The sequence below is a fragment of the Paraburkholderia panacisoli genome (assembly GCF_008369935.1).
Classification (GTDB): Bacteria; Pseudomonadota; Gammaproteobacteria; order Burkholderiales; family Burkholderiaceae; genus Paraburkholderia; species Paraburkholderia panacisoli.
In genome coordinates, this window is the sequence record NZ_VTUZ01000001.1 from 452,493 (window position 1) to 479,161 (window position 26,669).

At 64.7% G+C, this 26,669-nt stretch carries 19 protein-coding genes; 16 read left to right on the forward strand and 3 right to left on the reverse strand.

Annotation, left to right across the window (positions count from 1 at the left end; genetic code table 11):
• The first annotated feature begins 52 nt into the window (after positions 1-52).
• The 4 genes from smc to def all read left to right on the forward strand — a co-directional run bounded on the left by smc (position 53) and on the right by def (position 7,801).
• Positions 53-3,571, forward strand: a complete 3,519-nt coding sequence (gene smc, locus FVF58_RS02075; RefSeq protein ID WP_149668271.1) for a chromosome segregation protein SMC — start codon at positions 53-55, stop codon at positions 3,569-3,571.
• A gap of 113 nt (positions 3,572-3,684) precedes the next feature.
• Positions 3,685-5,004: a cell division protein ZipA C-terminal FtsZ-binding domain-containing protein gene (locus FVF58_RS02080; RefSeq protein WP_149668272.1), complete on the forward strand. Its 1,320-nt coding sequence runs from the start codon at positions 3,685-3,687 to the stop codon at positions 5,002-5,004.
• A 200-nt stretch (positions 5,005-5,204) separates the two neighbouring features.
• Entirely contained in the window at positions 5,205-7,271 is a 2,067-nt protein-coding gene (ligA, locus tag FVF58_RS02085) for an NAD-dependent DNA ligase LigA (RefSeq protein WP_149668273.1), read from the forward strand.
• The gene (gene def, locus FVF58_RS02090) at positions 7,268-7,801 is read left to right on the forward strand and encodes a peptide deformylase (RefSeq protein ID WP_149668274.1); all 534 of its coding nucleotides are present in this window, start codon (positions 7,268-7,270) and stop codon (positions 7,799-7,801) included. Before ligA ends, def begins: the two co-directional genes overlap by 4 nt.
• A gap of 142 nt (positions 7,802-7,943) precedes the next feature.
• Here def and FVF58_RS02095 read toward each other — a convergent pair whose 3' ends face one another.
• From FVF58_RS02095 to map, 3 genes are read right to left on the reverse strand one after another with little or no spacing between them, the layout of a single operon-like run.
• Positions 7,944-10,139, reverse strand: coding sequence for a pseudouridine synthase (locus FVF58_RS02095; protein ID WP_149668275.1), 2,196 nt, complete (start codon positions 10,137-10,139; stop codon positions 7,944-7,946).
• Between the two features lie 6 nt (positions 10,140-10,145).
• Positions 10,146-12,725 (reverse strand): [protein-PII] uridylyltransferase, encoded by a 2,580-nt coding sequence (locus FVF58_RS02100; RefSeq protein ID WP_149668276.1) that lies wholly within the window; start codon positions 12,723-12,725, stop codon positions 10,146-10,148.
• 38 nt (positions 12,726-12,763) lie between these two features.
• The gene (gene map / locus FVF58_RS02105) at positions 12,764-13,573 is read right to left on the reverse strand and encodes a type I methionyl aminopeptidase (protein ID WP_149668277.1); all 810 of its coding nucleotides are present in this window, start codon (positions 13,571-13,573) and stop codon (positions 12,764-12,766) included.
• 556 nt (positions 13,574-14,129) lie between these two features.
• Between map and rpsB the strand changes: the two genes are divergently transcribed.
• From rpsB to fabZ, 12 genes are all read left to right on the forward strand, one after another.
• On the forward strand, positions 14,130-14,882 hold the full coding sequence (gene rpsB, locus FVF58_RS02110; protein WP_149668278.1) for a 30S ribosomal protein S2: 753 nt from the start codon (positions 14,130-14,132) through the stop codon (positions 14,880-14,882).
• A gap of 195 nt (positions 14,883-15,077) precedes the next feature.
• Complete coding sequence (gene tsf, locus FVF58_RS02115) at positions 15,078-15,959, forward strand: translation elongation factor Ts (RefSeq protein ID WP_149668279.1); 882 nt, start codon at positions 15,078-15,080, stop codon at positions 15,957-15,959.
• Between the two features lie 218 nt (positions 15,960-16,177).
• Complete coding sequence (gene pyrH, locus FVF58_RS02120; RefSeq protein ID WP_149668280.1) at positions 16,178-16,891, forward strand: UMP kinase; 714 nt, start codon at positions 16,178-16,180, stop codon at positions 16,889-16,891.
• A 100-nt stretch (positions 16,892-16,991) separates the two neighbouring features.
• The gene (gene frr, locus FVF58_RS02125; protein WP_054035184.1) at positions 16,992-17,552 is read left to right on the forward strand and encodes a ribosome recycling factor; all 561 of its coding nucleotides are present in this window, start codon (positions 16,992-16,994) and stop codon (positions 17,550-17,552) included.
• Positions 17,553-17,616: 64 nt separating this feature from the next.
• Positions 17,617-18,399, forward strand: coding sequence for a polyprenyl diphosphate synthase (gene uppS, locus FVF58_RS02130; protein WP_149668281.1), 783 nt, complete (start codon positions 17,617-17,619; stop codon positions 18,397-18,399).
• Positions 18,393-19,214, forward strand: coding sequence for a phosphatidate cytidylyltransferase (locus FVF58_RS02135; protein ID WP_149668282.1), 822 nt, complete (start codon positions 18,393-18,395; stop codon positions 19,212-19,214). The genes uppS and FVF58_RS02135 overlap by 7 nt, the downstream gene beginning before the upstream one ends.
• Positions 19,215-19,224: 10 nt before the next feature.
• Positions 19,225-20,430, forward strand: coding sequence for a 1-deoxy-D-xylulose-5-phosphate reductoisomerase (locus FVF58_RS02140; RefSeq protein WP_149668283.1), 1,206 nt, complete (start codon positions 19,225-19,227; stop codon positions 20,428-20,430).
• Positions 20,431-20,437: 7 nt separating this feature from the next.
• Positions 20,438-21,832, forward strand: a complete 1,395-nt coding sequence (gene rseP, locus FVF58_RS02145; RefSeq protein WP_149668284.1) for an RIP metalloprotease RseP — start codon at positions 20,438-20,440, stop codon at positions 21,830-21,832.
• A gap of 67 nt (positions 21,833-21,899) precedes the next feature.
• The gene (gene bamA / locus FVF58_RS02150; RefSeq protein ID WP_149668285.1) at positions 21,900-24,212 is read left to right on the forward strand and encodes an outer membrane protein assembly factor BamA; all 2,313 of its coding nucleotides are present in this window, start codon (positions 21,900-21,902) and stop codon (positions 24,210-24,212) included.
• Between the two features lie 46 nt (positions 24,213-24,258).
• Entirely contained in the window at positions 24,259-24,780 is a 522-nt protein-coding gene (locus FVF58_RS02155; protein WP_188130690.1) for an OmpH/Skp family outer membrane protein, read from the forward strand.
• A gap of 96 nt (positions 24,781-24,876) precedes the next feature.
• Positions 24,877-26,013 (forward strand): UDP-3-O-(3-hydroxymyristoyl)glucosamine N-acyltransferase, encoded by a 1,137-nt coding sequence (lpxD, locus tag FVF58_RS02160; protein WP_246216896.1) that lies wholly within the window; start codon positions 24,877-24,879, stop codon positions 26,011-26,013.
• A 183-nt stretch (positions 26,014-26,196) separates the two neighbouring features.
• Entirely contained in the window at positions 26,197-26,661 is a 465-nt protein-coding gene (fabZ, locus tag FVF58_RS02165; protein ID WP_006048683.1) for a 3-hydroxyacyl-ACP dehydratase FabZ, read from the forward strand.
• Positions 26,662-26,669 lie beyond the last annotated feature (8 nt).

The window sequence follows — 26,669 nt, forward strand, 5'->3', positions numbered from 1 at the left end:
GCGGCCTTCACGAGCCACCTATTATTTTCCCTTTCCAAACAGCGAAATCGCCGTGCGTCTGACCTCGATCAAACTCGCTGGCTTCAAGTCATTCGTCGATCCCACGCATTTCCAGGTCCCGGGCCAGCTAGTCGGCGTGGTCGGACCGAACGGGTGCGGCAAGTCCAACATCATCGACGCCGTGCGCTGGGTGCTCGGCGAATCGCGCGCCTCCGAGCTGCGCGGCGAGTCGATGCAGGACGTGATCTTCAATGGCTCGACCGCGCGCAAGCCGGGTAGCCGCGCCAGCGTCGAACTGGTGTTCGACAATGCCGACGGCCGCGCCGCCGGCCAGTGGGGCCAGTATGCCGAAATCGCCGTGAAGCGCGTGCTCACGCGCGACGGCACCTCGAGCTACTACATCAACAATCTGCCGGCGCGCCGCCGCGACATCCAGGACATCTTCCTCGGCACCGGCCTCGGGCCGCGCGCGTACGCGATCATCGGCCAGGGCATGATCGCGCGGCTGATCGAGGCGAAGCCCGAAGAACTGCGGGTGTTCCTCGAAGAAGCCGCCGGCGTGTCGAAATACAAGGAACGCCGCCGCGAAACTGAGAACCGTCTGCACGACACGCGCGAGAATCTGACGCGGGTCGAGGACATCGTCCGCGAACTGGGGGCCAACCTCGAGAAGCTCGAAGGGCAGGCCGTAGTGGCCACGCGCTACAAGGAACTGCAGAGCGACGGCGAAGAGAAGCAGCGTCTGTTGTGGCTGTTGCGCAAGAACGAAGCCGGCAGCGAGCGGGAGCGCCAGCAGCGCGCGATCGAACAGGCGCAGATCGACCTCGAAGCGCAAACCGCGAAGCTGCGAGAAGTCGAAGCGCAACTCGAAACGCTGCGAGTCGCGCACTACTCCGCGAGCGATGCGATGCAGGGCGCGCAAGGCGCGCTGTACGAAGCGAACTCGGAAGTCAGCCGGCTCGAAGCCGAGATCAAGTTCATCGTCGAATCGCGCAACCGTGTGCAGGCGCAGATCGCCGCGCTGACCGCGCAGCGCGAGCAGTGGCAGTCACAAGCCGAAAAGGCACAGGGCGATATCGAGGACGCTGAAGAACAACTGGCCGTCGCCGAAGAAAAAGCCGCGCTCGCCGAAGACGAAGCCGCCGCGAAGCACGACGCGATGCCCGCGCTCGAAGCGCGCTGGCGCGATGCGCAGACGGAGCTGAACGCGGAGCGCGGCGGCATCGCGCAGACCGAACAGGCGCTCAAGCTCGAAGCCGCGCATCAGCGCAATGCGGATCAGCAATTGCAGCAGTTGCAGCAGCGTCACGAGCGGCTGAAGTCGGAAAAGGGCGGTCTCGACGCCCCCGACGAAGCGCAGCTCGAAGACCTGCGCATGCAACTCGCCGAGCACGAAGAGATTCTGCACGACGCGCAAGCGCGTCTCGCGGATGCGCAGGAAACGCTGCCGCGCCTCGACGGCGAACGCCGTGCCGCGCAGGAGCGCGTACAGGCCGAAGGCGCGCAGATCCATCAGCTCGACGCGCGTCTCGCCGCGCTCAAGCAGTTGCAGGAAAACGTACAGACCGAAGGCAAGATCCAGCCGTGGCTCGAAAAGCACGAACTGGGCGGCCTGCCGCGTCTGTGGAAGAAGCTGCACGTCGAAGCCGGCTGGGAAACCGCGCTCGAAGCGGTGCTGCGTGAGCGCCTCGCCGCGTTGGAAGTGTCGAACCTCGACTGGGTCAAGGCATTCGCCACCGACGCGCCGCCTGCCAAGCTCGCGTTCTACGCGCCGCCCGTGGCCGGTCAGCCGGCCGCCATGCCGCCCGGGTTGCGGCCTTTGCTGTCGCTGGTGCGCATCGACGACGCGGGCATTCGCGCGGTGCTGAACGACTGGCTCGGCCTCGCGTTCGTCGCCGACGACCTGCAGCAGGCGCTCGGCATGCGCTCGCAATTGCCGGAAGGCGGTTCGTTCGTCGTCAAGGCGGGTCACGTGGTGACGCGCGTCGGCGTGCAGCTGTACGCCGCCGATTCCGAGCAGGCCGGCATGCTGGCCCGTCAGCAGGAAATCGAAAATCTCGCGCGCCAGGTGCGCGCGCAGGCCTTGCTCGCCGACGAGGCGAAAGCCGCCGCGATCCGCGCCGAAGCCGCCCACACGCAAGCCGCGCAAGCGCTGACCGACGTGCGTCAGCAGGCCGAGCGCGCCACCCAGCGCGTGCACGCGCTGCAGATGGATGTGCTCAAGCTCACGCAAGCGCACGAGCGTTACACCCAGCGCAGCACGCAGATTCGCGAGGAACTCGAAGAGATCACCGCGCAGATCGAAGAGCAGCGCGCGATGCGTACGGAGTCGGAAGCGAACTTCGAGCGGCACGACGCCGAACTCGCGGAATTGCAGGCGCGTTTCGAAGATCACCAGATGGCCTTCGAGGCGCTCGACGAAGAACTGACCACCGCCCGCGGCCAGGCGCGCGACCTCGACCGCGCCGCCACCGACGCGCGCTTCGCCGCGCGCAACATGGCGAACCGCATCGACGAATTGAAGCGCAGCATCCAGGTCGCGCACGAGCAGAGCGAGCGCGTCGCGGTGTCGCTGGAAGACGCGCGCGCCGAGCTGGAAACGATCAACCAGCAGACCGCGCACACCGGCTTGCAGGACGCGCTCGACATCCGTTCGGTCAAGGAAGAGGCGCTGCACGCCGCGCGCCTCGAACTCGACGATCTGACCGCCAAGCTGCGCTCCGCCGACGAAACCCGCCTCACCGCCGAGCGCGCGCTGCAACCGCTGCGCGACCGCATCAACGAATTGCAGCTGAAGGAGCAGGCCGCGCGCCTGAACGGCGAGCAGTTCATCGAGCAACTCGCGGCGGCGGGCGTCGACGAGGCCGAGCTGCAAGCCAAGCTCACGCCGGACATGAAGCCGTCGTACCTGCAAGGCGAAGTCACGCGCATCAACAACGCGATCACCGCGCTCGGCCCGGTCAACATGGCCGCGCTCGATGAGCTGAAGGCCGCGACCGAGCGCAAGTCGTTCCTCGACGCGCAATCGGCCGACCTGAGCAGCGCGATCGAAACGCTCGAAGACGCAATCCGCAAGATCGACGGCGAAACGCGCACGCTGCTGCAAGGCACCTTCGACGAAGTGAACCGTCATTTCGGCGAGCTGTTCCCGCGCCTGTTCGGCGGCGGCCAGGCGAAGCTGATCATGACCGGCGACGAGATTCTCGACGCCGGCGTGCAGGTGATGGCGCAGCCGCCGGGCAAGAAGAATTCGACGATCCATCTGCTGTCGGGCGGCGAGAAAGCGCTGACCGCGACCGCGCTGGTGTTCGCGATGTTCCAGCTGAATCCGGCGCCGTTCTGTCTGCTCGACGAAGTGGACGCGCCGCTCGACGACGCCAACACCGAACGTTTCGCGAACCTGGTGCGGGCGATGTCGGACAAAACCCAGTTCCTGTTCATTTCGCACAACAAGATCGCGATGGAAATGGCGCAGCAGCTGATCGGCGTGACCATGCAGGAGCAGGGCGTGTCGCGCATCGTGGCGGTCGACATGGAAACGGCGGCCGGTTTCGCCCAGAATATCGTTTAACTCAAGCCTTCGCGGGCGTCCGCGTCCAGCGCAGCGGCTTGAATGGAAGGCCGCGCGACACGTGGAGCGGGCGCACAAGCCGCGCGGATAGAAGAATTGCTGATGGAGCATGCATGGACGAGTTGACACTCGGTTTGATCGGCGCGGGTGCCGTGGTGGTCGGGGGCGTGGTCGTGTACAACGCGTGGCAGGGCGCGAAAGTGCGTCGCAAGATGCCGCGGCCGATGCCGGCCGATACCGCCGAAAGCTTCGCGCGGGACGATCAGGAGGAGCAGAGCCCGTTCATCGAACCGGCCCGGCCGACCACGCGCCGCGAACCGGTGGTGGGTACCGACGCGTCGGCGGAAACGACGGCGGCGCGCGTCGAGCCGACTTTTGGCGGGAGCCCGGCCGTACCCGTCGCGCCGCTCGACACACCGGCCGACATTCAGGCCGAGACGATCACGCCGAACGGTTTGCCGGAAGCCGAGGGTGTGGCCGAGGCTGAAGGCGAGGGCGTTCATCCCGCTGAGGCCGGCGAGGCCGCGCGGCCCGCGCAAGCCGCTCGCGACACCAAAGAATCAGCGGAACCGGCCGAGCCGATTCTGCCCGCTGCTACGACGATCTCGTCGGCGCCGCCGGCTATCGTCGATCGGCGGATCGACTGCATCGTGCCGATTCGTCTGAACGGCCCGGTGGCCGGCGACAAGGTGCTGCCGCTCGCGCAGCGCCTACGCCGCGCCGGCAGCAAGCCGGTGCATATCGAAGGCAAGCCTGAAGGCGGCGCATGGGAGCTGCTGCAAAACGGCGCGCGCTATGAAGAGCTGCGCGCTGCCGCGCAACTGGCCAATCGCGGCGGTGCGCTGAACGAACTGGAGTTCTCGGAGTTCGTCACCGGCGTGCAGCAGTTCGCCGACGCGCTCGACGCGGCGCCGGAATTTCCCGACATGCTCGAAACGGTCGCGATGGCGCGCGAGCTCGACGGTTTCGCCGCGCAATGCGACGCGCAACTGTCGATCAACGTGCTGTCGGACGGCGCGCCGTGGTCGGCCAACTATGTGCAGGCGGTGGCGTCGCAGGACGGCCTGCTGCTGTCGCGCGACGGCACGCGTTTCGTCAAGCTCGACTCGCGTCAGAGCCCGGTGTTCATGCTGCAATTCGGCGACACCAACTTCCTGCGCGACGACCTCACGTACAAGGGCGGCCAGATGATCACGCTGGTGCTCGACGTGCCGGTCGCCGACGAAGACATCCTGCCGTTCCGGCTGATGTGCGACTACGCGAAATCGTTGGCCGAGCGCATCGGCGGCCGAGTGGTTGACGATGGCCGCCGTCCGTTGCCGGAAACCGCGTTGCTCGCCATCGAGAAACAGCTGATGACGCTCTACGCGAAGCTCGAACAGGCGGGTATTCCGGCGGGTTCGCCGGCCACGCGGCGCCTGTTCAGCCAGTAAGCCGCACGACTCGTTCGAGGCGCCCGACGGCCGCACGATGTGCGGCCGTTGTCGTTTGCGGCGGCGTATGCGCGCGCCGCTTGGAACCGCTGGCGAACGCACAGCGGCCAACCTGAAAGCTGGCCATTCGGACGATGTAAAGGGGCACGCTTCCTGCGATAATCCAATGTCTGAATTTCCCTGACGAGCCGTCCGACAGCATGTCCCGAACCCCCGCCTCTTCCCCAGCAACCCACGCTCCGGCCGAACGGGCCGCGTGGCTGCGCGCGGAACTCGAACGCGCGAACTACGCGTACTACGTGCTCGACCAGCCCGACCTGCCGGACGCGGAATACGACACGCTGTTCAAGGAACTGGAACACATCGAGTCGGAGCATCCCGATCTGATCGTGCCTGACTCGCCGACCCAGCGCGTGGGCGGCGAGGCGGCGAGCGGTTTCGAGCCGGTCGTGCACGACCAGCCCATGCTGTCCCTGAACAACGGTTTCGCCGACGAAGACATCGTCGCATTCGACAAGCGCGTCGGCGACGCGCTCGGCAAGAACGCGAGCGAGCCGCCGGTGCCGGTCGATTACGCGGCCGAGCTGAAATTCGACGGCCTTGCGATCTCGCTGCGCTACGTCGACGGCGCGTTCGTCCAGGCGTCCACGCGCGGCGACGGTACCACCGGCGAGAACGTCACCGAAAACGTCCGCACGATCCGCTCGATTCCGCTCAAGCTCAAAGGCAAGCGCGTGCCGCGGGTGCTCGACGTGCGCGGCGAAGTGCTGATGTTCAAGCGCGACTTCGAACGTCTGAACGAACGCCAGCGCGCCGCCGGGCAAAAGGAATTCGCCAATCCGCGCAATGCGGCGGCGGGCAGCTTGCGGCAGCTCGATTCGAAGATCACCGCGCAACGGCCGCTGTCGTTTTTCGCCTATGGCATCGGTGTGCTCGAAGGGATCGAGATGCCGGCCACGCATGGTGAACTGCTCGACTGGTACAAGGAACTCGGCTTGCCTGTGAACGGCGAACGCGCAGTGGTGCAGGGCGCCGAGGGCTTGCTGGGCTTCTTCCACGCGGTCGGCGAGAAGCGCGACTCGCTGCCGTACGACATCGACGGCGTGGTCTACAAGGTCAACCAGCGCGACGAGCAGGACGCGCTCGGCTTCGTGTCGCGCGCGCCGCGTTTTGCGCTGGCGCACAAATTTCCCGCGCAGGAAGCGCTGACCCGACTCGTCGCGATCGATGTGCAGGTCGGCCGCACCGGCGCGATCACGCCGGTGGCGCGGCTCGAGCCGGTGTTCGTCGGCGGCGCGACGGTCACGAATGCCACGCTGCACAACGAAGACGAAGTGCGCCGCAAAGACATCCGCATCGGCGACACGGTGATCGTGCGGCGCGCTGGCGACGTGATTCCCGAAGTGGTGAGCGCGCTGCTCGAGCGTCGTCCGGCCGACGCCCGCGAGTTCGTGATGCCGACGCAGTGTCCGGTGTGCGGCTCGAGCATCGAGCGGCTGCCCGACGAGGCGATCGCGCGTTGTACCGGCGGGCTGTTTTGTCCGGCGCAGCGCAAGCAGGCGCTGTGGCACTTCGCGCAGCGGCGCGCGCTCGATATCGACGGGCTCGGCGAAAAGATCATCGATCAGCTGGTCGAGCAGAATCTGGTGCGCACGCCGGCCGATCTGTTCAACCTCGGCTTCGCGACGCTCGCCGAACTCGACCGCTTCGCCGAAAAGTCCGCGCAGAACCTGCTCGACTCGCTGGAAAAGGCCAAGCACACCACGCTGGCGCGCTTCATCTACGCGCTCGGCATCCGCCACGTGGGCGAATCCACGGCGAAAGATCTGGCGAAGCACTTCGGCTCGCTCGACCCGATCATGGACGCAACGGTCGAAGCCTTGCTGGAAGTCAACGACGTGGGGCCGGTGGTCGCCGAGTCGATCCATCAGTTCTTCGCCGAAGAGCACAACCGCACGGTGATCGAGCAGCTGCGCGCGCCGGGCAAGGTCACCTGGCCGGAAGGGCCGCCCGCGCCGAAGGCGCCGCAAGGCGTGCTGGCCGGCAAGACGGTGGTGTTGACCGGCACCTTGCCGAACCTCGCCCGCGAGGAAGCAAAGGAAATGCTCGAAACAGCCGGCGCGAAAGTAGCGGGGTCCGTGTCGAAAAAAACGGACTATGTGGTCGCAGGGGCGGAAGCCGGCAGCAAGTTGGCGAAGGCCGAGGAACTCGGCATTCCCGTACTCGACGAAGATGGTATGCGTAAGCTCCTGGAGGGGCAGTCATGATCCGCGAAATTCTCAAGATGGGCGATCCGCGCCTGTTGCGTATTGCCGATCCGGTCGATCACTTCGACACGCCTGAACTGCATGAACTCGTCAAAGACATGTTCGAGACCATGCACGACGCGAACGGCGCGGGTCTCGCCGCGCCGCAGATCGGCGTCAATCTGCAGGTGGTGATCTTCGGCTTCGGCTCGAACGAGCGCTATCCGGACGCGCCGCCGGTGCCGGAGACGGTGCTGATCAATCCGACCATCACGCCGGTCTCGCTCGATATGGAAGAGGGCTGGGAAGGTTGTCTGTCGGTGCCGGGTCTGCGCGGCGCGGTAAGCCGCTTTTCGATGATCAAGTATCACGGCTTCGACCAGTACGGCAAACCGATCGACCGCGTCGCCGAAGGCTTTCACGCACGCGTCGTGCAGCACGAGTGCGACCACCTGATCGGCAAGCTGTATCCGATGCGGATCAACGATTTCGCGAAGTTCGGCTACACGGAAGTGCTGTTTCCGGACATGGAGCCGAATAGCGACGATTGATGCTGCTGCGGGGTTTGCTGCTTGCGGCAGTTTGCACGGGTAGCGCCGGCTGTGATGCCAACAAAAAACCCACGCATCGGCGTGGTTTTTTTGTTGGCGCGAGCGCCTGTCCGATGGCGAACAGGCGCTCGCGGCAGCGTCATCAGAACGATTCGTCCGCCGCCAGATAGCGCCATTGGCCCGGCGGCAGCGCACCCAGCATCACGCGACCCATCCGCACACGCTTCAGGCCGATCACTTCGAGGCCGACCAGTTCGCACATCCGGCGGATCTGGCGTTTCTTGCCTTCGCGCAGCACGAAACGCAACTGTTCGCCGTTCTGCCAGCTAACCTGCGCGGGCTTGAGCGGCACGTCGTCGAGCGACAGCCCGTGGCGCAACAGTTCGAGGCTTTCGGGCGGGAAGTGGCTTTCGACGTCCGTCGTGTGTTCGCCATAGGCCACGCGCACCAGGTATTCCTTGTCGATCTCTGAATGGCCGCCGATCAACTGCTTGGCGACGCGGCCGTCCTGCGTCAACACCAGCAGGCCCGTCGAATCGATGTCGAGACGGCCGGCCGGCGCGAGCTGGCGCAGATGCGCGACCGAGAAGCGGATTTCCGAGTGGTCGCCTTCCCAGCGATTCTCCGGCGTGACCAATGTGATCGCCGGTTGATAGCCATCTTCCGCCTGGCCCGACACGAGGCCGACCGGCTTGTGGACCAGCACCGTCACCTGGCTCGCTTGCGCGGCTTCGGCGGCGGGGTCGATCTCGATGCGTTGGTCCGGACGAACCTTGGTGCCGAGCGTGTCGATGCGCTCGCCGTCTACCAGCACCCAGCCCTTTTCGATCCACTCGTCGGCTTCGCGGCGCGAGCACAGACCGAGTTCGGACATCAGCTTCGACAGGCGCAAGGTGCCCGGCGCGTCTTCGTAATCGCGACGCGGAGTGCGCGGGGCGGGATTGGCGTCGGCGTCGCCGCTCGCATCGCGGCGCTCGGCGCGCGTTGCGGACGCGGGCTTGCGTGGCTTGTCGGCGTGGGCCGGGCGGTCGTCGCCGAAGCGGCGCGGCGCGGACGGCTGTGCCTTGTCGAAGCTGCGGGGCGGGCGCTCGCCGCGTTCACCACTGCGCGCGGGGCGATCGCTGAATTCGCGTTTGGCCGGGGCGCGGTCGCCGCGCTCACCGTAGCCGTCGCGCGGAGCGCGTGCCGGCCGGTCGGAGCGGTCGCTGTAGCCGCTTTTCACGGGTTTCGCGAAGCTGCGCTCGCCACGTTCGGACGAGCCGCGTTCGCCTTCGGAACGGCGCGGCGCGCTGTCGCTGCGCGGTCCACGGTCGCTGCCGCGGCGGTCCTGGGGCGCACCACGGTCGCTGCCGAAACGGGGACGATCGGATGCGTCGCGTTCGCGGCGCATCGGGCGTTCGCCACGCGGTGCATCTTCCGACGGACGGCCTGCGCCTGTGCGCGGTCCGCTGAACGGGCGACGTTCGCCGTCGTCGCGGCGGGGGGCGCGTTCGTTGCGATCGCCTGCGTTTTCGAATCGGCGCGGGGCGCGTTCGGCGCGGTCAGCGGTGCCTTCAAAACGGCGCGGGGCGCGTTCGCTGCGATCTCCCGCGCCTTCGAATTTGCGCGGAGCGCGTTCGCTGCGATCTCCTGCGCTTTCAAACCGACGTGGCGCGCGTTCACCGCGATCACTAGCGCCTTCAAAACGGCGTGGCGCGCGTTCGCTGCGATCGCCAGCAGCTTCGAATTTGCGCGGCGCGCGTTCAGCGCGATCGCCAGCACCTTCGAACCGGCGCGGCGCGCGCTCGCCGCGATCACCTGCGCCTTCAAACCGGCGTGGCGCGCGTTCACCGCGATCGCCAGCACCTTCAGACCGGCGCGGCGCGCGTTCGCCACGATCACCTGCACCTTCAAACCGGCGCGGCGCGCGTTCGCCACGATCACCCGCACCTTCGAATTTGCGCGGAGCACGCTCGCCACCACCTTCAAACCGACGCGGCGCACGTTCGCCGTCCTCACGACGCGGCCCCCGCTCCCCGGCAGCCCCTTCCCGGCGCGGCGGCCGATCCGACGGGGCACGACGCGGCGCACCTGCAGCACCCGCCGCCCGCTCGCGCGAAAACGACCCCTCGGCACGCGGCGCACGCGCACCGCTGCCCGCCGGTTTACCACCCGCCGGTCGCTTGCCACCGCTGCCCGCTGCGCCAGCGCCTTCACCCCGCGCCCCGCTGAAAGCCGCCGTCGACGGCTTCGGTCCCGCCGGGCGCGTCGGCTTACGCGCCGACGTGCTACCGGTACGGACAGGGGCGCGTTCGGACGAAGCCGGCCGCGGGTGCTTGGCTGTTAATTTGACTCGCATGAAATCTCACACTGCGATCGCGCGCAGCAGTTCGGTCTCGACCTGAATTTGCAGGCGGTTGTCCGACAGACCGTGTCCATCCAGCAGGAACACGTCTTCGACACGTTCGCCGAGCGTATTGATCCGCGCCGAAGCGACGCCGACCCGATGCTCGGCCAGCACACGCGCGATCGAATAAAGAAGGCCTGGCCGGTCGTTCGCCGACACGGACAGGATGTAGTATTGGCCGCGCTCGTCGGCCCGAAGATCGACGCGCGGCGTGACAGGGAAGGTCCGCGACAGCCTCGACAAACGGCCCTTCGACGGTCCCGGCAGCAGGGTCCCGTGGCCGGTGAGGCGGGCGGTCAGTTCCTGTTCGACCAGATTGGCGATATCGCGATAATGCACGTCTTCTTCGGTATGCGCGACGAGGAAATTATCGAGCGCGTACCCATGACGGGTCGTACTGACCCGCGCATCGAGCACCGACAGGCTGTTGCGGTCGAAATACGCGCAAATGCCGGCGAACAGGTCGGGCTGGTCTTTTACGTACACCAGCACCTGCAGCGCCTCGCCGATCGGCGACGGACGAGCCCGGACGATCGGCGTCGGCGTTTCGACATGGCGGTGCAGCACGCGCGTTTGCCACGCGATGTCCGCCGCGTCGTGACGCAGGAAATAGCCGACATCGAGCTGGTCCCACAACGCCCGTTGCGCGCCTTCCGGCACGGTCTCGAGACGTAGCAGCGCGAGCGCCTCTTCCTTGCGGGTCTTCAGCTCCGAATGCGCGTCCGGCCGCGCGCCGCCGAGCACGGCCAGGGTGGCGCGGTAGAGGTCTTCGAGCAGTTTGCCTTTCCACGTGTTCCAGACTTTCGGGCTGGTGCCGCGGATATCGGCCACCGTCAGCAGATAGAGCGCGGTGAGGCGGCGCTCGGTGCCGACCAGTTCGGCAAAGCGCTTGATCACTTCCGGGTCGCTCGTGTCCTGCTTCTGCGCGACCTGGCTCATTGTCAGATGCTGCTGCACCATCCACACGACCAGCTCGCCGTCCTCGCCCAGGATGTCGTGGTTGCGGCAAAAGCGCCGCGCGTCGACCATGCCTAGCGTGGAATGGTCGCCGCCGCGGCCCTTGGCGATATCGTGGAACAGCGCCGCCACGTACAACACCCACGGCCGGTCGAAGTTGGCGATCAACTGGCTGCAGAACGGATATTCGTGCGCATGCTCGGCCACCGCAAAGCGGCGCAGATTGCGCAGCACCATGAGGATGTGCTGGTCGACCGTGTAGACGTGATACAGATCGTGCTGCATCTGCCCGACGATGCGCCGGAAATTCAGCAGGTAGCGCCCGAGCACGCTGGTCTGGTTCATCAGGCGCAACGCGTGCGTGATGCCGGCCGGCTGCTTCAGGATGTCCATGAACAGGCGCCGGTTCTCGGGGTCGCGCCGCCAGTGCTGATCCATTACGTCGCGCGCGTTGTAGATCGCGCGCAGCGTGCGCGCCGACAAGCCTTTGACGCCGGGCGTCTGCTCGTACAGCAGGAACGCTTCGAGGATCGCGTTCGGCTCGCGCTCGAATACGTCATCGCTGGCGATCTCCAGCATGCCTTGCTTTTCGACGAAGCGCTCCGACAGGACGCGCGTAATGCCGCTCGTGCTGGGGAAGAGTTGCGCCTCGATGTTCTGGATCAGGATCGTGGCGAGCTGCGTGACGGCCTTGGCGGCCCAGTAATAGCGGCGCATCAGCTGTTCGCTGGCGCGCTTGGTGACGGTCGGCTTATAGCCGAAGCTTTCGGCCACCGGCGTCTGCAGGTCGAACACCATGATGTCCTGCCGACGCCCGGCGATCACATGCAGCCGCGCACGCAGCGCCTTCAGGAAGCCTTCGTTGTGGCGCAGTTCGCGTGCTTCGCGCTCGGTGATTAGCCCGCGCGCTTCGAGTTCGCGCCAGCTGCAGCCAAACCCGGCCGCCTGGGTGATCCAGAGAATCAGCTGAAGATCGCGCAGGCCGCCCGGGCTTTCCTTGATGTTCGGTTCGAGCGCGTAGGGCGTGTCCTGGAACTTGGCGTGGCGCTGGCGCATTTCCAGCACTTTCGCCTGAAAGAATGCCTTCGGATCGAGCGCCGCGCGGTAACGTTTCGCGAAGTCGTCGAAGAGCGCGGCGCTGCCCGTGATGCGCCGCGCTTCCAGCAGCGAGGTGCGCACGGTGACGTCGTTGGCGGCTTCTTCGAGACATTGCGACACGCTGCGCACGCTGCTGCCGAGTTCCAGTCCCAGATCCCACGCGAGGCTGATGAAGCGTTCGATGCGCGCTTCCAGATGTTCGAGCGGTGCATCGGGCAGCAAAACGAGGATGTCGATGTCCGAGTGCGGCGCCAGTTCGCCCCGCCCATAGCCGCCGACGGCCAGCAGCGCCAGTTTGCCCGGCAGCTCGCAGGTGTCCCAGGCGGCGCGCAGCGAGTCGTCCGTGGCGCGCGCGAGGGCGGCCATCAACGAATCCACGTTGGTGGCCGTTTTGAAGCGTTCCAGTATCTGGGCTTTGGCCACTTTGTAGTCCGCCTTCAGCGACGTGGCATGGGATTGGGCGACGACGGGAACGCTACTCATTGGCAGGCAGGCAGGCGGGCGGTGGGGTCGGAGGTCGGTCAGGCGGTGGCCGCGACGACCGGCGGCCGCGCGGGCGTGCCGGCGGAAACGGTCAGCACGTCGTAGCCGGTTTCCGTGACGAGCACGGTGTGTTCCCATTGCGCCGACAGGCTGCGGTCTTTGGTCTTGACGGTCCACTGGTCGGGCATCGTGCGGATGTCGCGGCGGCCGGCGTTGATCATCGGCTCGATCGTGAAGATCATGCCGGCCTGCAATTCGAACCCGGTGCCGGGACGGCCGTAGTGCAGAATCTGCGGGTCTTCATGGAACACTGTGCTGATGCCGTGCCCGCAGTACTCGCGCACCACGCTGTAGCCCTGACCTTCCGCATGCTTCTGGATCGCGTGGCCGATGTCGCCGAGATGCGCGCCCGGGCGGACCTGGTCGATGCCGAGCCACATGCATTCGAAGGTGGTCTGCACGAGCCGTTTGGCGAGGATCGAGCCTTCACCGACGATAAACATGCGGCTCGTGTCGCCGAAATAACCTTCCTTGATGACCGTGACGTCGATATTCAGCGCGTCGCCGTTCTTCAAAGTCTTGTCGCCGGGGATGCCGTGGCAGATCACGTCGTTGACGGAAATGCAGGTGGCCTTCGGATAGGGCGGGTAGCCGGGCGGCTGATAATTCAGCGGCGCCGGAATCGTGCCCTGTTCCTTCAGCATGTATTCGTGGCACAGACGGTCGAGTTCGCCCGTCGTGATGCCGGCCTTGACGAACGGTGTGATGTAGTCGAGCACTTCGCTAGCGAGTTTGCAGGCGACGCGCATCTGCGCGATATCGTGTTCGTTTTTGAGCGTAATAGCCATGAGTCGGGCCTGAAATGCGATTTATTGCGGGATTATCGCACCATATTCCGGCAGCCGCAGTCTTTTGAGACGAGGCTTGCGCGTTTGGCGGGCGCTTTGGCGGGCTGCGCTTGAGCAAGTAGGACGGCCCCGCGGGCGATGGTCCAGGCGGGCTGCGCGGATTCGCTCGGCCGCCACGCCCCAGCCCCATTTAAGCGCCGGGTGCCTTCGGCGCACACAGATGGCGGCAGCCTTGCGGGTGCAACCCCGTCGCGGCAACCGGGAGCTACTACGCAGGTTGAGTCGTGCAATAGTCGCGTGCTATAATCTTTGGCTAAGTCAATCTATGACTCGTTTTTATTGCCCGGTATCGTGAAAGGGTGGTCAAAAACGGGCAGGGGCGGCTTCTCACGGTGCCGGTTGCCTGCGCCGTGAGGTCGGCAGTACCTAGCGCAGTACCAGGCAGCCAACTCGCAAGCCGGCGCACCCAGGGTGTCCGTCGCGTTCCAGCCAAAGAAGAAGGCGGGCGCGGCCGATACGGCAGCCGGCTTAAGACCCAACCCTCGCGGAGATTTTCATGGCAGTTACCATGCGTCAAATGCTGGAAGCCGGTGTCCACTTCGGTCACCAAACGCGCTTCTGGAACCCGAAGATGGCCCCCTTCATTTTCGGTCATCGCAACAAGATTCACATCATCAACCTCGAAAAGACGCTGCCGATGTACAACGACGCGCTGAAGTACGCGCGTCAACTGGCGGCTAACCGCGGCACGATCCTGTTCGTCGGCACGAAGCGTCAATCGCGCGACACAATCGCCGAAGAGGCACAACGCGCTGGCATGCCATTCGTCAACGCGCGCTGGCTCGGCGGCATGCTGACCAACTTCAAGACGCTGAAGGTTTCGATCAAGCGCCTGAAGGACATGGAAGCGGCGCTGGAAGCGGGCGAAACCGAGCGCATGAGCAAGAAGGAAGCGCTGCTGTTCGAACGCGAAATGGCCAAGCTGCAGAAGTCGATCGGCGGCGTGAAGGACATGGGCGGCATTCCTGACGCGATCTTCGTGGTCGACGTCGGCTACCACAAGATTGCCGTTACCGAAGCGAACAAGCTGGGCATTCCGGTCATCGCAGTGGTCGACACGAACCACTCGCCGGAAGGTATCGATTATGTGATCCCGGGTAACGACGACGCCAGCAAGGCTGTCGCTCTGTACACGGCTGGCGTGGCTGACGCGATCCTGGAAGGCCGTGCGAACGCGGTCAACGAAGTGGTGCAGGCTGCACGTGGTGGCGACGGCGACGAGTTCGTCGAGGTCAACCCGGAGGCGTAAAGCTGCCCCCGTGTCCGGCAAAAAAGGGGGCTTTCTACAGGCCCCCTTTTTTTAAGCCGCGACGTTGTAGTGGGGTGCCGCAGGCGGCGCCCAACGCGTTGTCCGTAAAAAATACTCGGCAACGCTGAAACGAATTCTTGCCGCCGGTATCGAAGTGCGGGCGGCGTGTGACAGACGGAACTCAAGGAGCAAATGATGGCGGCAATTACCGCAAGCATGGTTGCAGAACTGCGCGCAAAGACCGACGCGCCGATGATGGAATGCAAGAAGGCGCTGACGGAAGCCGACGGCGACATGGCGCGCGCTGAAGAGCTGCTGCGCGTGAAGCTGGGCAACAAGGCCAGCAAGGCAGCCTCGCGCGTGACGGCTGAAGGCGTGGTCGCATCGTTCATCGGCGGCAATGCGGGTTCGCTGGTCGAGCTGAACTGCGAAACCGACTTCGTTTCGAAGAACGACGACTTCCTGGCTTTCTCGAAGCAGGTCGCCGAGCTGGTCGCTACGCAAAACCCGGCTGACGTCGCTGCTCTGTCGGCCCTGCCGCTGGAAGGCTCGACGGTCGACGCAGTGCGCCTCGCGCTGGTCGGCAAGATCGGTGAAAACCTGTCGATCCGCCGTTTCGTGCGCTTCGACACGGCTAACAAGCTGGCAGCGTACCTGCACGGCACGCGCATTGGCGTGCTGGTCGAGTACACCGGCGCGGACGAGCAGGTCGGCAAGGACGTGGCAATGCACATCGCCGCGATGAAGCCGGTTTCGCTGTCGTCGGGCGACGTGCCGGCGGACCTGATCGCGAAGGAACGCAGCATCGCTGAACAGAAGGCCGCCGAATCGGGCAAGCCGGCTGAAATCGTCGCCAAGATGGTCGACGGCAGCGTGCAGAAGTACCTGAAGGAAGTGTCGCTGCTGAACCAGACGTTCGTTAAGAACGACAAGCAGACGATCGAGCAGATGCTGAAGGCAGCCAGCTCGAGCGTGCAGAAGTTCGCGCTGTTCGTGGTCGGTGAAGGCATCGAGAAGAAGCAGGACGACTTCGCAGCAGAAGTGGCCGCTCAAGTCGCTGCTGCAAAGCAACAATAAGCGTCGCTCAAGCTTCACAGTAGTACTGTTGGACCCGCGGCGGAGCAAGACTTCTCCGCGGTCGGCAGCGCCGCAAGGCTGCGCGCGGGTTGACCCTCGCAGCGCAGCCGCCGGCGGACCGCGGGGTCCGCCAATTTGGCGGCGCTTGCCCGAATCAGCATTTCACCCCTACATTAGTCCCTTGTTGTTGCCCTGTTCTGCGCGATCTGGATACCCCTATGCCCACTGCCTACAAACGCGTCCTGCTCAAACTCTCCGGTGAAGCTCTGATGGGCGACGATGCCTTCGGCATCAATCGCGCGACCATCGAAAGAATGGTGGCGGACGTGGCCGAAGTGGTCCGTCTCGGAACGCAGCTGGCCGTGGTGATCGGCGGCGGCAATATTTTCCGCGGCGTCGCGGGCGGTGCGGCCGGTATGGATCGTGCGACAGCCGACTACATGGGCATGCTGGCCACGATGATGAACGCGCTCGCGCTGCAGGACGCAATGCGCCACGCCGGTATCGAGGCGCGCGTGCAATCGGCGCTGCGCATGGACCAGGTGGTCGAGCCGTACATCCGGCCCCGTGCGATTCGCCAGCTCGAAGAAGGCAAGGTCGTGATTTTCGCGGCCGGCACCGGCAACCCGTTCTTCACGACCGACACGGCCGCCGCGCTGCGCGGCTCGGAAATCGGCGCGGAAGTCGTGCTGAAGGCGACCAAGGTGGACGGCGTCTATTCGGCCGATCCCAAGAAAGATTCAAGCGCAACCCGCTACACGACGATCAGCTTCGACGAAGCGATCGGCCGCAATCTGCAGGTGATGGACGCCACGGCGTTCGCGCTGTGCCGCGACCAGAAGCTGCCGATCCGCGTTTTTTCGATCGTCAAGCCGGGCGCGCTCAAGCGCATCGTACAAGGCGAGGACGAGGGCACCCTCGTCCACGTGTAAACTCTCGTTCACATAACGTGGGCTTTGACGCGAGCCCAGGCCGCTGCTTATCGCGCGCGCTGGCCGGCTCGCTCCGTTTTGAAGGTTCGGAGGTTTAAAAATGTCTGTGGCTGATATCAGGAAGGGCGCTGAACAAAAGATGCAGCGTTCCATCGACGCGTTCAAGAACGACTTGTCGAAGATTCGCACGGGCCGTGCGCACACGGGCCTGCTCGATCACATCCAGTGTGATTATTACGGTTCGCCGGTGCCGATCTCGCAGGTTGCGAACCTGACGCTGATCGACGCGCGCACGATCGGCGTGCAGCCGTGGGAGAAGAAGATGGTCCAGGTCGTCGAAAAGGCGATCCGCGAGTCGGACCTCGGTCTGAACCCGGCCACGCAAGGCGACGTAATCCGCGTGCCGATGCCCGCGCTGACCGAAGAGCGCCGTCGCGAGCTGACCAAAGTGGTCAAGAGCGAGGCGGAAACGGCCAAGGTTGCGGTCCGCAATCTGCGTCGTGACGCTAACGAGCAACTGAAAAAGCTCGTCAAGGACAAGGAAATTTCGGAAGACGACGAGCGTCGTGCGGGCGATGACGTTCAGAAGCTGACGGACAAGTTCGTCACCGAAATCGACAAGCTCGTCGTGACGAAGGAAGCCGAGATCATGACGGTGTGAGGCCGGTTGGCTCCGCACTTTCAGGATTTCCACTTCTTTATTTGTAGTCACTGTCCCGACGGCCATGACCTATACCAGCTCAACCGTGCGCGTGCCTGATGTCGCCGCGGTGCCGCGACATATCGCAATCATCATGGATGGCAACGGCCGTTGGGCCACCCAGCGGCGTCTGCCGCGCGTGGCGGGCCATACGCGCGGCGTCGACGCGGTGCGGGCGGCCGTCGAGGCGTGCGCGCGGCAGGGCGTCGAATACCTGACGCTGTTCGCCTTCAGCTCGGAAAACTGGCGCCGCCCGAACGAGGAAGTCTCGTTCCTGATGCGCCTGTTCGTCACCGCGCTCGAGCGCGAGATCGGCAAGCTGCACGCGAACGGCATCCGTTTGCGGGTGGTGGGCGATCTGGACCGTTTCGACGCGCGCATCCGCGACCTGATCAAGCGCGCGGAAACCAAGACCGCGCGCAACACGCGTCTCACGCTGACCATCGCCGCGAATTACGGCGGGCGCTGGGACATCATGCAGGCCACCCGCAAGCTCGCCGAGCAGTCGGCGCTGGCGGGCAAGGCGGTCGAAGTCAACGAGGATTCGTTCGCCGAGCACCTGTCTATGGCTTATGCGCCGGAGCCGGACCTGTTCATCCGCACCGGCGGCGAGCGCCGCGTCAGCAACTTCCTGCTGTGGCAGCTCGCGTACACCGAGTTCTACTTCACCGACACGTTCTGGCCGGATTTCGACGCCGACGCGCTCGGCCACGCCATCGCTTCGTACGCGGAGCGCGAACGCCGCTTCGGCCGCACCAGTGCTCAGCTCGAGCCGCAATCGCAAAACGTCGATTCGCTTCCATGCTAAAAACCCGTGTCATCACGGCGATCATCCTGCTGGCAGTGTTCCTGCCGGTCACGCTGTTCGCGCCGGTGGGCGCGTTCGGCGCGCTGATCGCCTTCGTCGTCGTGTTCGCCGCGTGGGAGTGGGCGCGCCTGCTCAAGCTGGGCGGCGCTGCGCCGGTGATCTACGCGCTGGTGGCGGCGGTCGCGCTGGTCGCGAGCACGCGGCTCGGCACGGGCGTCGCGGAGGCCCGTTCGCTCTTCAAGGCGGCGGCTATTTTCTGGGTAATCGCCGGTCCGTTCGTGCTGCTGCGCAAGCCCACGCTCGCGCAGGGCGCCTGGCGCATTTTTCTGTGCGTGGCGGGCATTGTGGTATTCGCGGCGTGCTGGCATGCTCTCGTCGCCGCGCGCATCCAGGGTGTGGCCTTCGTGCTGTCGCTGCTGCTATTGGTATGGCTGGCCGATATCGGCGCATACTTCTCCGGAAAAGCGTTCGGAAAACATAAGCTGGCGCCTGCCATCAGTCCGGGTAAGACTTGGGAGGGCGCGATCGGCGGCTGGCTGGTGGTGATGATCGTCGCGGCGGCGGCGGTCTTTTTGCATGCGTTCGAGCCGACCCTGTATTCTGCGCTGCTGGCGCAATGGGGCGCCGTGCGCACATTGCTCGCACTGACCTTGCTAGTGGCATTCAGCGTGGTGGGCGACCTGTTCGAATCGATGTTGAAACGCCAGGCCGGTGTGAAGGATTCAAGCGGCCTGTTGCCGGGGCACGGTGGCGTGCTCGACCGCATCGACGCGTTATTGCCGGTGCTGCCGCTTGCCATGCTGCTGCTCGGCTAGAGAAAGAGATATGCAAAAACGTCTGACATTGCTCGGTTCCACGGGCTCGATTGGAGACAGCACGCTCGACGTCGTCGCGCGTCATCCCGACCGGTTTTCGGTTTACGCGCTGAGCGCGCATCGCAACGGCGACAAGCTTGTCGAGCAATGCCTGCGCTTTCAGCCCGAAGTCGCGGTGGTCGGCGACGCCGACACGGCCGCAGGGGTCGCCGCGAAGCTGCGTGAAGCGGGTTGCACGACCGAGGTCACCTACGGGCCGCAAGCGCTCGTCGACGTATCGGAGAGTGACGGTTGCGATACGGTGGTGGCGGCGATCGTCGGCGCGGCCGGCCTCGCGCCGAGCCTCGCCGCCGCGCGCGCCGGCAAACGCATCCTGCTCGCCAACAAGGAAGCGCTGGTGATGTCCGGCGCGATCTTCATGAACGCGGTGCGCGACAACGGTGCCGTGCTGCTGCCGGTCGACAGCGAACACAATGCGATTTTCCAGTGCCTGCCGCGCGAAGCCGCGCTGCACGGCGGTGTCTCCAAGATCATCCTGACCGCTTCGGGCGGCCCGTTCCGCACCCGCGAGCCGGCCACGCTCGTCGACGTCACACCTGACGAAGCCTGCAAGCATCCGAACTGGGTGATGGGCCGCAAGATTTCGGTCGACTCCGCGACGATGATGAACAAGGGCCTCGAAGTGATCGAGGCGCACTGGCTGTTCGGCTTGCCGGGCGAGCGCATCGACGTGCTGATTCACCCGCAAAGCGTGATTCATTCGCTGGTGTCGTACGCGGACGGCTCGGTGCTCGCGCAACTCGGCAACCCCGACATGCGCACGCCGATCGCTCACGCGCTGGCGTTTCCGGACCGCGTGGACTCGGGCGTCGCGCAACTCGATCTCGCGGAGATCGCGTCGCTGTCGTTCGAAAAGCCGGATTACGCGCGCTTCCCGTGCCTTGCGTTGGCGATGAAGGCGCTGGCCGAAGGTGGCGTCGCGAGCGCGGCGCTGAACGCCGCGAACGAAATCGCGGTTGAAGCGTTCCTCGCGCGCCGGATCGGTTTCATGACCATCGCGCAGGTGGTCGACTCGGTGCTCAACGCTTTGCCGAACCGCAGCGCGCACGCGCTCGAAGACGTGATCGAAGCGGACGCCGCCGCGCGTCGCGCTGCTGCCGAATTCATCGCGCGTCTGCCGGACGGCGCTCGTCGCACGGAACGCGCCGTCCAGTGAGGCGCTTATGAACCTGCTGATCGAACTGCTTGCCTTCGCGGTCGCGATTGGCGTCCTCGTGGTGGTTCACGAGTACGGGCACTACAGCGTCGCGCGTCTATGCGGCGTTAAGGTGCTGCGCTTTTCGATCGGCTTCGGCAAGCCGCTGTTCCAGTGGGTGAGCCCGAAGACGGGCACCGAGTGGATCATTGCCGCGCTGCCGCTCGGCGGCTACGTGAAGATGCTCGACGAGCGCGAAACCGGCACCGCGCCGATTCCCGCCGACCTGTTGCCGTACGCGTTCAACCGGCAATCGGTGTGGCGGCGTTTCGCGATCGTCGCAGCGGGCCCGGTGGCGAACTTCCTGCTGGCGATCGTCCTGTTCGCGCTGGTGTTCGCGACGGGCGTGACCGAACCGGCGGCCGTGATCGCGACGCCCGCGCCGAATACACCGGCGGCGGTGGCCGGTCTTGAAGGCGGTGAAACCATCGTCGCGGCGCGCAGCGGCCACGCCGACGAATCCGAACCGGTGCGCTCGTGGTCGGATCTGCGCTGGAAGCTGCTGGGCGCGGCATTCGATCACAAGCACCTCGTGCTGAGCGCGAAAGACGCACACGGCATCTCCGATTTCCCGATCGATCTGCGCGGCATCAGCGAGAAGGATGTCGACGACGACTTCATGTCGCGGCTCGGTTTCGAGCCGGGCGGTGGCAAGCTGACGGTAGCCGGCGTGCAGCAGGGCAGCGCGGCGCAGAAGGCGGGGCTCGTCGCGGGCGATCGTCTGCGCGCCATCAACGGAACGCGGGCCGATAACGCCACAGCGTTCATCGCTTATGTAAAATCGCACGCCGGCGTGCCGGTGACGCTGCAGGTGGAGCGTGGCGGCCGCGGCGGACACGCGGCGGGTGCGCTCGAAGAAATCAGCATTGTTCCCCAGTCGCAGCGCGATAGTGCAACCGGTCAGCAGATCGGCCGCATCGGCGCGGAACTGGCGACCCAGGTGCCGTCGATCGAAGTCCGTTACGGGCCTGTCGAAAGCTTGCGGCTCGGCGCGCATCGCACGTGGGATCTCGCGGTGTACTCGGTGCGCATGTTCGGCAGGATGATCGTCGGCGAGGCATCGCTGAAAAATCTGTCCGGTCCGGTGACGATCGCTGACTACGCAGGAAAGAGCGCACGTCTGGGTCCTTCTGCATTCCTGTCGTTCCTGGCCCTTGTCAGTATTAGCCTTGGTGTACTGAACCTGCTACCAATTCCGGTATTGGACGGGGGTCATCTGTTATATTATTTGGTTGAAGCTGTGACCGGTAAAGTTGTCTCCGATCGCTGGCAACTCGTTTTTCAGAGGGCGGGTCTCGCCTGCATCGTCGCACTGTCGGCGATTGCGCTGTTCAACGATCTGGCTCGTTTAATCCATTTTTAAAGTGTCCGGCGGCGTTCACGATGGCGACCGTCTGACCTGATGCAGCTATACACACTGGGGAAGCACGTTGTTTAAACCTCATCGCTTTGTTCCAAAGACGGTTATAGCCGCGGCTTTCGCCGCGCATGGGCTGGTTGCTCACGCAACGTCGCCCTTCGTGGTGCAAGACATCCGCATTGAGGGATTGCAACGCGTCGAACCGGGTACCGTGTTCGCGTACCTGCCCATCAAGCAAGGCGACACGTTTAGCGACGACAAGGCATCCGAAGCGATTCGCGCGCTGTACGCCACCGGCTTCTTCAACGACGTCAAGATCGCGACCGAAGGCAATGTCGTCATCGTGCAGGTGCTGGAGCGTCCGGCCATCGGCACGATCGACTTCTCCGGCATCCATGAGTTCGACAAGGAGAACCTGACCAAGGCGCTGCGCGCGGTCGGCTTGTCGCAAGGCCGCTACTACGACAAGGCGCTGGTCGACAAGGCCGAGCAGGAACTGAAGCGCCAGTACCTGACGCGCGGCTACTACGCCGCCGAAGTCACCACCACGATCACGCCGATCGACCGCAACCGCGTGTCAGTGCTGTTCGCGGTGGCCGAGGGTCCGAGCGCGAAGATCCGCCAGATCAACTTCATCGGCAACAAGGCGTTCAGCACGGGTACGCTGCGCGACGAAATGCAGCTGTCCACGCCGAACTGGTTCTCGTGGTACACGAAGAACGACCTGTACGCGAAAGACAAGCTCACCGGCGACCTCGAAAACGTCCGCTCGTATTACCTGAATCGCGGCTACCTCGAGTTCAACATCGAGTCGACCCAGGTGTCGATCTCGCCGGACAAGAAGGACATGTATCTGACGGTCACGCTGCACGAAGGCGAGCCGTACACGATTTCCTCCATCAAGCTGGCCGGCAATCTGCTCGATCGCGAAGCGGAGCTGTCCAAGCTGATCAAGATCAAACCGGGTGACCGCTTCTCGGCTGAAAAGCTGCAAGCCACCACGAAGGCGATCGTCGACAAGCTCGGCGAGTACGGCTACGCGTTCGCGACCGTCAATGCACAGCCGCAGATCGATCAGGCCAACCACAAGGTCGACCTGACGCTGCAGGTGGACCCGAGCCGCCGCGTCTATGTGCGCCGCATCAACGTGGTTGGCAACACGCGCACGCGCGACGAAGTGGTGCGCCGTGAAATGCGCCAGCTGGAAAGCTCGTGGTTCGACTCGAACCGGCTCGCGCTATCGAAAGACCGGATCAACCGACTGGGCTACTTCACCGATGTCGACGTGACCACGGTGCCGGTGGAAGGCACGCCGGACCAGGTCGACGTGGACGTCAAGGTGGCCGAAAAGCCGACCGGCGCGATCACGCTGGGTGCGGGCTTCTCGTCGACCGACAAGGTGGTGCTGTCGGCCGGCGTGTCGCAGGACAACGTGTTCGGCTCCGGCACGAGTCTCGCGGTGAACGTAAATACCGCGAAGACGTACCGTACGCTGACGGTCACGCAGGTCGACCCGTACTTCACGGTCGACGGCATCAAGCGCATTACCGACGTCTACTACCGCACGTACCAGCCGCTGTACTACTCGACCGATTCGAGCTTCAAGATCGTCACGATCGGTGGCGACCTGAAGTTCGGCATTCCGTTCTCGGAAGTCGACACGGTGTACTTCGGCGCGGGTCTCGAGCAGAACCAGCTGGATGTCGACGCGAACACGCCGGCCTCGTACAAGCAGTACGTTCAGGACTTCGGGCGCGTGTCGAACAACGTGCCGCTCACGGTGGGCTGGTCGCGCGACGCGCGTGACAGCGCACTGGTGCCGAGCCGCGGTTACTTCACTCAGGCGAACGCCGAATACGGCACGCCGATCGGCGGCACGCAGTACTACAAGGCCGACCTCAACGCACAATACTATTATTCGTTTGCGCGCGGCTTTGTGCTGGGTTTCAACTTCCAGGGCGGCTACGGTAAGGGCCTGGCGGGGAAGCCTTATCCGATTTTCAAGAACTACTACGCGGGTGGTATCGGTTCGGTGCGGGGCTACGAGCCGAGTTCGCTGGGTCCGCGCGACAAGACGACGAACGACCCGATCGGTGGCTCGAAGCTGCTGGTGGGTAACATCGAGTTGACGTTCCCGCTGCCAGGCACTGGCTACGACCGCACGTTGCGTGTCTTTACGTTCCTCGATGCGGGTAACGTGTGGGCGGACGCAAGCAACGCCGCGACGTCGACGGGCGCAAACGGCTTGCGTTACGGCTATGGTGTGGGTCTGGCGTGGATCTCGCCGATCGGCCCGCTCAAGCTGAGCCTGGGCTTCCCGCTCACGAAGCACACCGGCGACCAGTATCAGAAGTTCCAGTTCCAGATCGGGACGGCGTTCTGATTACCGCCGCGGCGGCCCGCCAAACTACAGTATCGAGAGGATGACTTTGCTAACCGGTATGTTTTCGAAACGTGTAGCGTGCGCAATGGCGCTGGCAATGACCTTGGGCGTCGGGGTAGCGCACGCGCAGGAGGCGAGAATCGCCGCGGTGAATTCCGACCGCATCCTGCGCGAATCGGCAGCGGCGAAAGCCGCCCAGGTCAAGCTCGAAGCCGAATTCGCCAAGCGTGACAAAGATCTTGCCGACATGGCCCAGAAGCTGAAGTCGATGTCCGATTCGCTCGACAAGAACGGCGCGTCGATGTCGCCGGCCGATCGCGCGCAGAAGCAACGCGATCTGTCGCAACTGGACACGGACTTCCAGCGCAAGCAGCGCGAATTCCGTGAAGATCTGAATCAGCGACGCAACGAAGAACTGGCGGCGGTGCTCGACCGCGCCAACAAGGTCATCAAGCAGATCGCCGAGGCGCAGCACTACGATCTGATCGTGCAGGAAGCGGTGTACGTGAGCCCGCGTATCGATATTACCGACCAGGTGCTCAAGGCGCTGGCGGCGTCGGGTAACTGAGGCGCGCGCGCCGGGCCTCATACCGGCAGGCGGCGTCAGCCGGCCGCGCGTGGCCGCAATGACAGGTTGGACTGAACAGCAGGAGACAGGATAGGCATGGCATTTACGCTCGAGGACATCGTCCAGCGGTTCGGCGGTACGGTAGTCGGCAACGGTTCGCAGCGCGTCGGCAGTCTGGCGCCGCTCGACCAGGCGGGCCCGGACCAACTGGCGTTCCTCGCCAATCCGAAGTACCTGTCGCAGGTCGAAACGACTCGCGCCGGCGCGGTGTTGATCAACGCCGGCGACCTTGCGAAGCTGGCTTCGCAGGAAGGCCGTAACTTCATCGTCACGCCGAACCCTTACGCTTACTTCGCGCGCGTCGCGCAGACTTTCATCGACCTCGCGGCACCCAGGGCGATGCCCGGCGTGCATCCGAGCGCCACCATCGATCCGTCCGCGCAGATCGCTGCGAGCGCGGTGATCGGTCCTCACGTCACGGTAGAAGCGGGCGCCGTCATCGGCGAACACGTGCGGCTCGACGCCAATGTCGTGATCGGCCGCGGCACGCGCATCGGCGCGAACTCGCATCTGTATCCGAATGTCGCCGTGTACCACGGCTGCAAGCTCGGCGAGCGCGTGATCGTGCACGCGGGTGCGGTGATCGGCTCGGACGGTTTCGGCTTCGCGCCGGACTTCGTGGGCGAGGGCGATGCGCGCACCGGCAGCTGGGTGAAGATTCCGCAGGTCGGCGGCGTGTCGATCGCCGCGGACGTCGAAATCGGCGCGAACACCACGATCGATCGCGGCGCGATGGCCGACACGATCATCGAAGAGTGCGTGAAGATCGACAATCTCGTGCAGATCGGCCACAACTGCAAAGTCGGCGCGTATACGGTGATCGCCGGTTGCGCGGGCATTGCGGGCAGCACGACGATAGGCCGCCATTGCATGATCGGTGGCGCGGTCGGGATTGCCGGGCACGTTACGCTGGCCGATTATGTGATCGTCACCGCGAAGTCGGGTGTGTCGAAGTCGCTGTTGAAGCCCGGCATGTACACGAGCGCGTTCCCCGCCGTGAATCATGCGGACTGGAACAAAAGCGCGGCGTTGCTGCGCAACATCGACAAGCTTCGCGACCGTATCAGGGCGCTCGAAAACGCTGCGGCGCACACTTCGGGCAATGCCGCGACCCATGCAGCGGGCAGTTCAGCAGCCGACACAACAAGTAATTCCGCAGGCGACCAAGCCTGATATCCGGGGGCGAGCTGCTAGCACCGCGTAAAATGGCGGGCAAGCATCACGAAGCAAAGACGGTTGCCGTGACCGGGTGGCACGGCCGCCGGATCATGGCGGGCGCCGGCAGCACGCGTTTTCAACCACCTGCACCAGCATCCGCAGTCATCACCGCGCAGTCAATGCGTGAGCAGAAACACCATGAGCACCGAAAAAATCAATCTCGACATTCATAAGATTCTCACGCTGCTGCCCCATCGTTACCCGATCCTGCTGGTCGACCGGGTGCTCGAACTCGAGCCGCACAAGAGCATCAAAGCGTTGAAGAACGTGTCGATCAACGAGCCGTATTTCCAGGGGCATTTTCCGACCCGTCCGGTGATGCCCGGCGTGCTGATTCTCGAAGCGCTCGCGCAAACCGCAGCCCTGCTGACGTTTTCGGAAGAGCCAAGCGATCCGTCGAACACGCTGTACCTGTTCGTCGGTATAGACAATGCGCGCTTCAAGCGGGTCGTCGAACCGGGCGACCAACTGATCCTGAATTGCACGTTCGAGCGTCATATGCGCGGCATCTGGAAGTTCAAGGCGCGCGCCGAAGTGGATGGCGTCGTGGCGGCGGAAGCCGACCTGATGTGCGCGGTCCGGCACACGGACAAAGACGCTTGAGTCAGCGT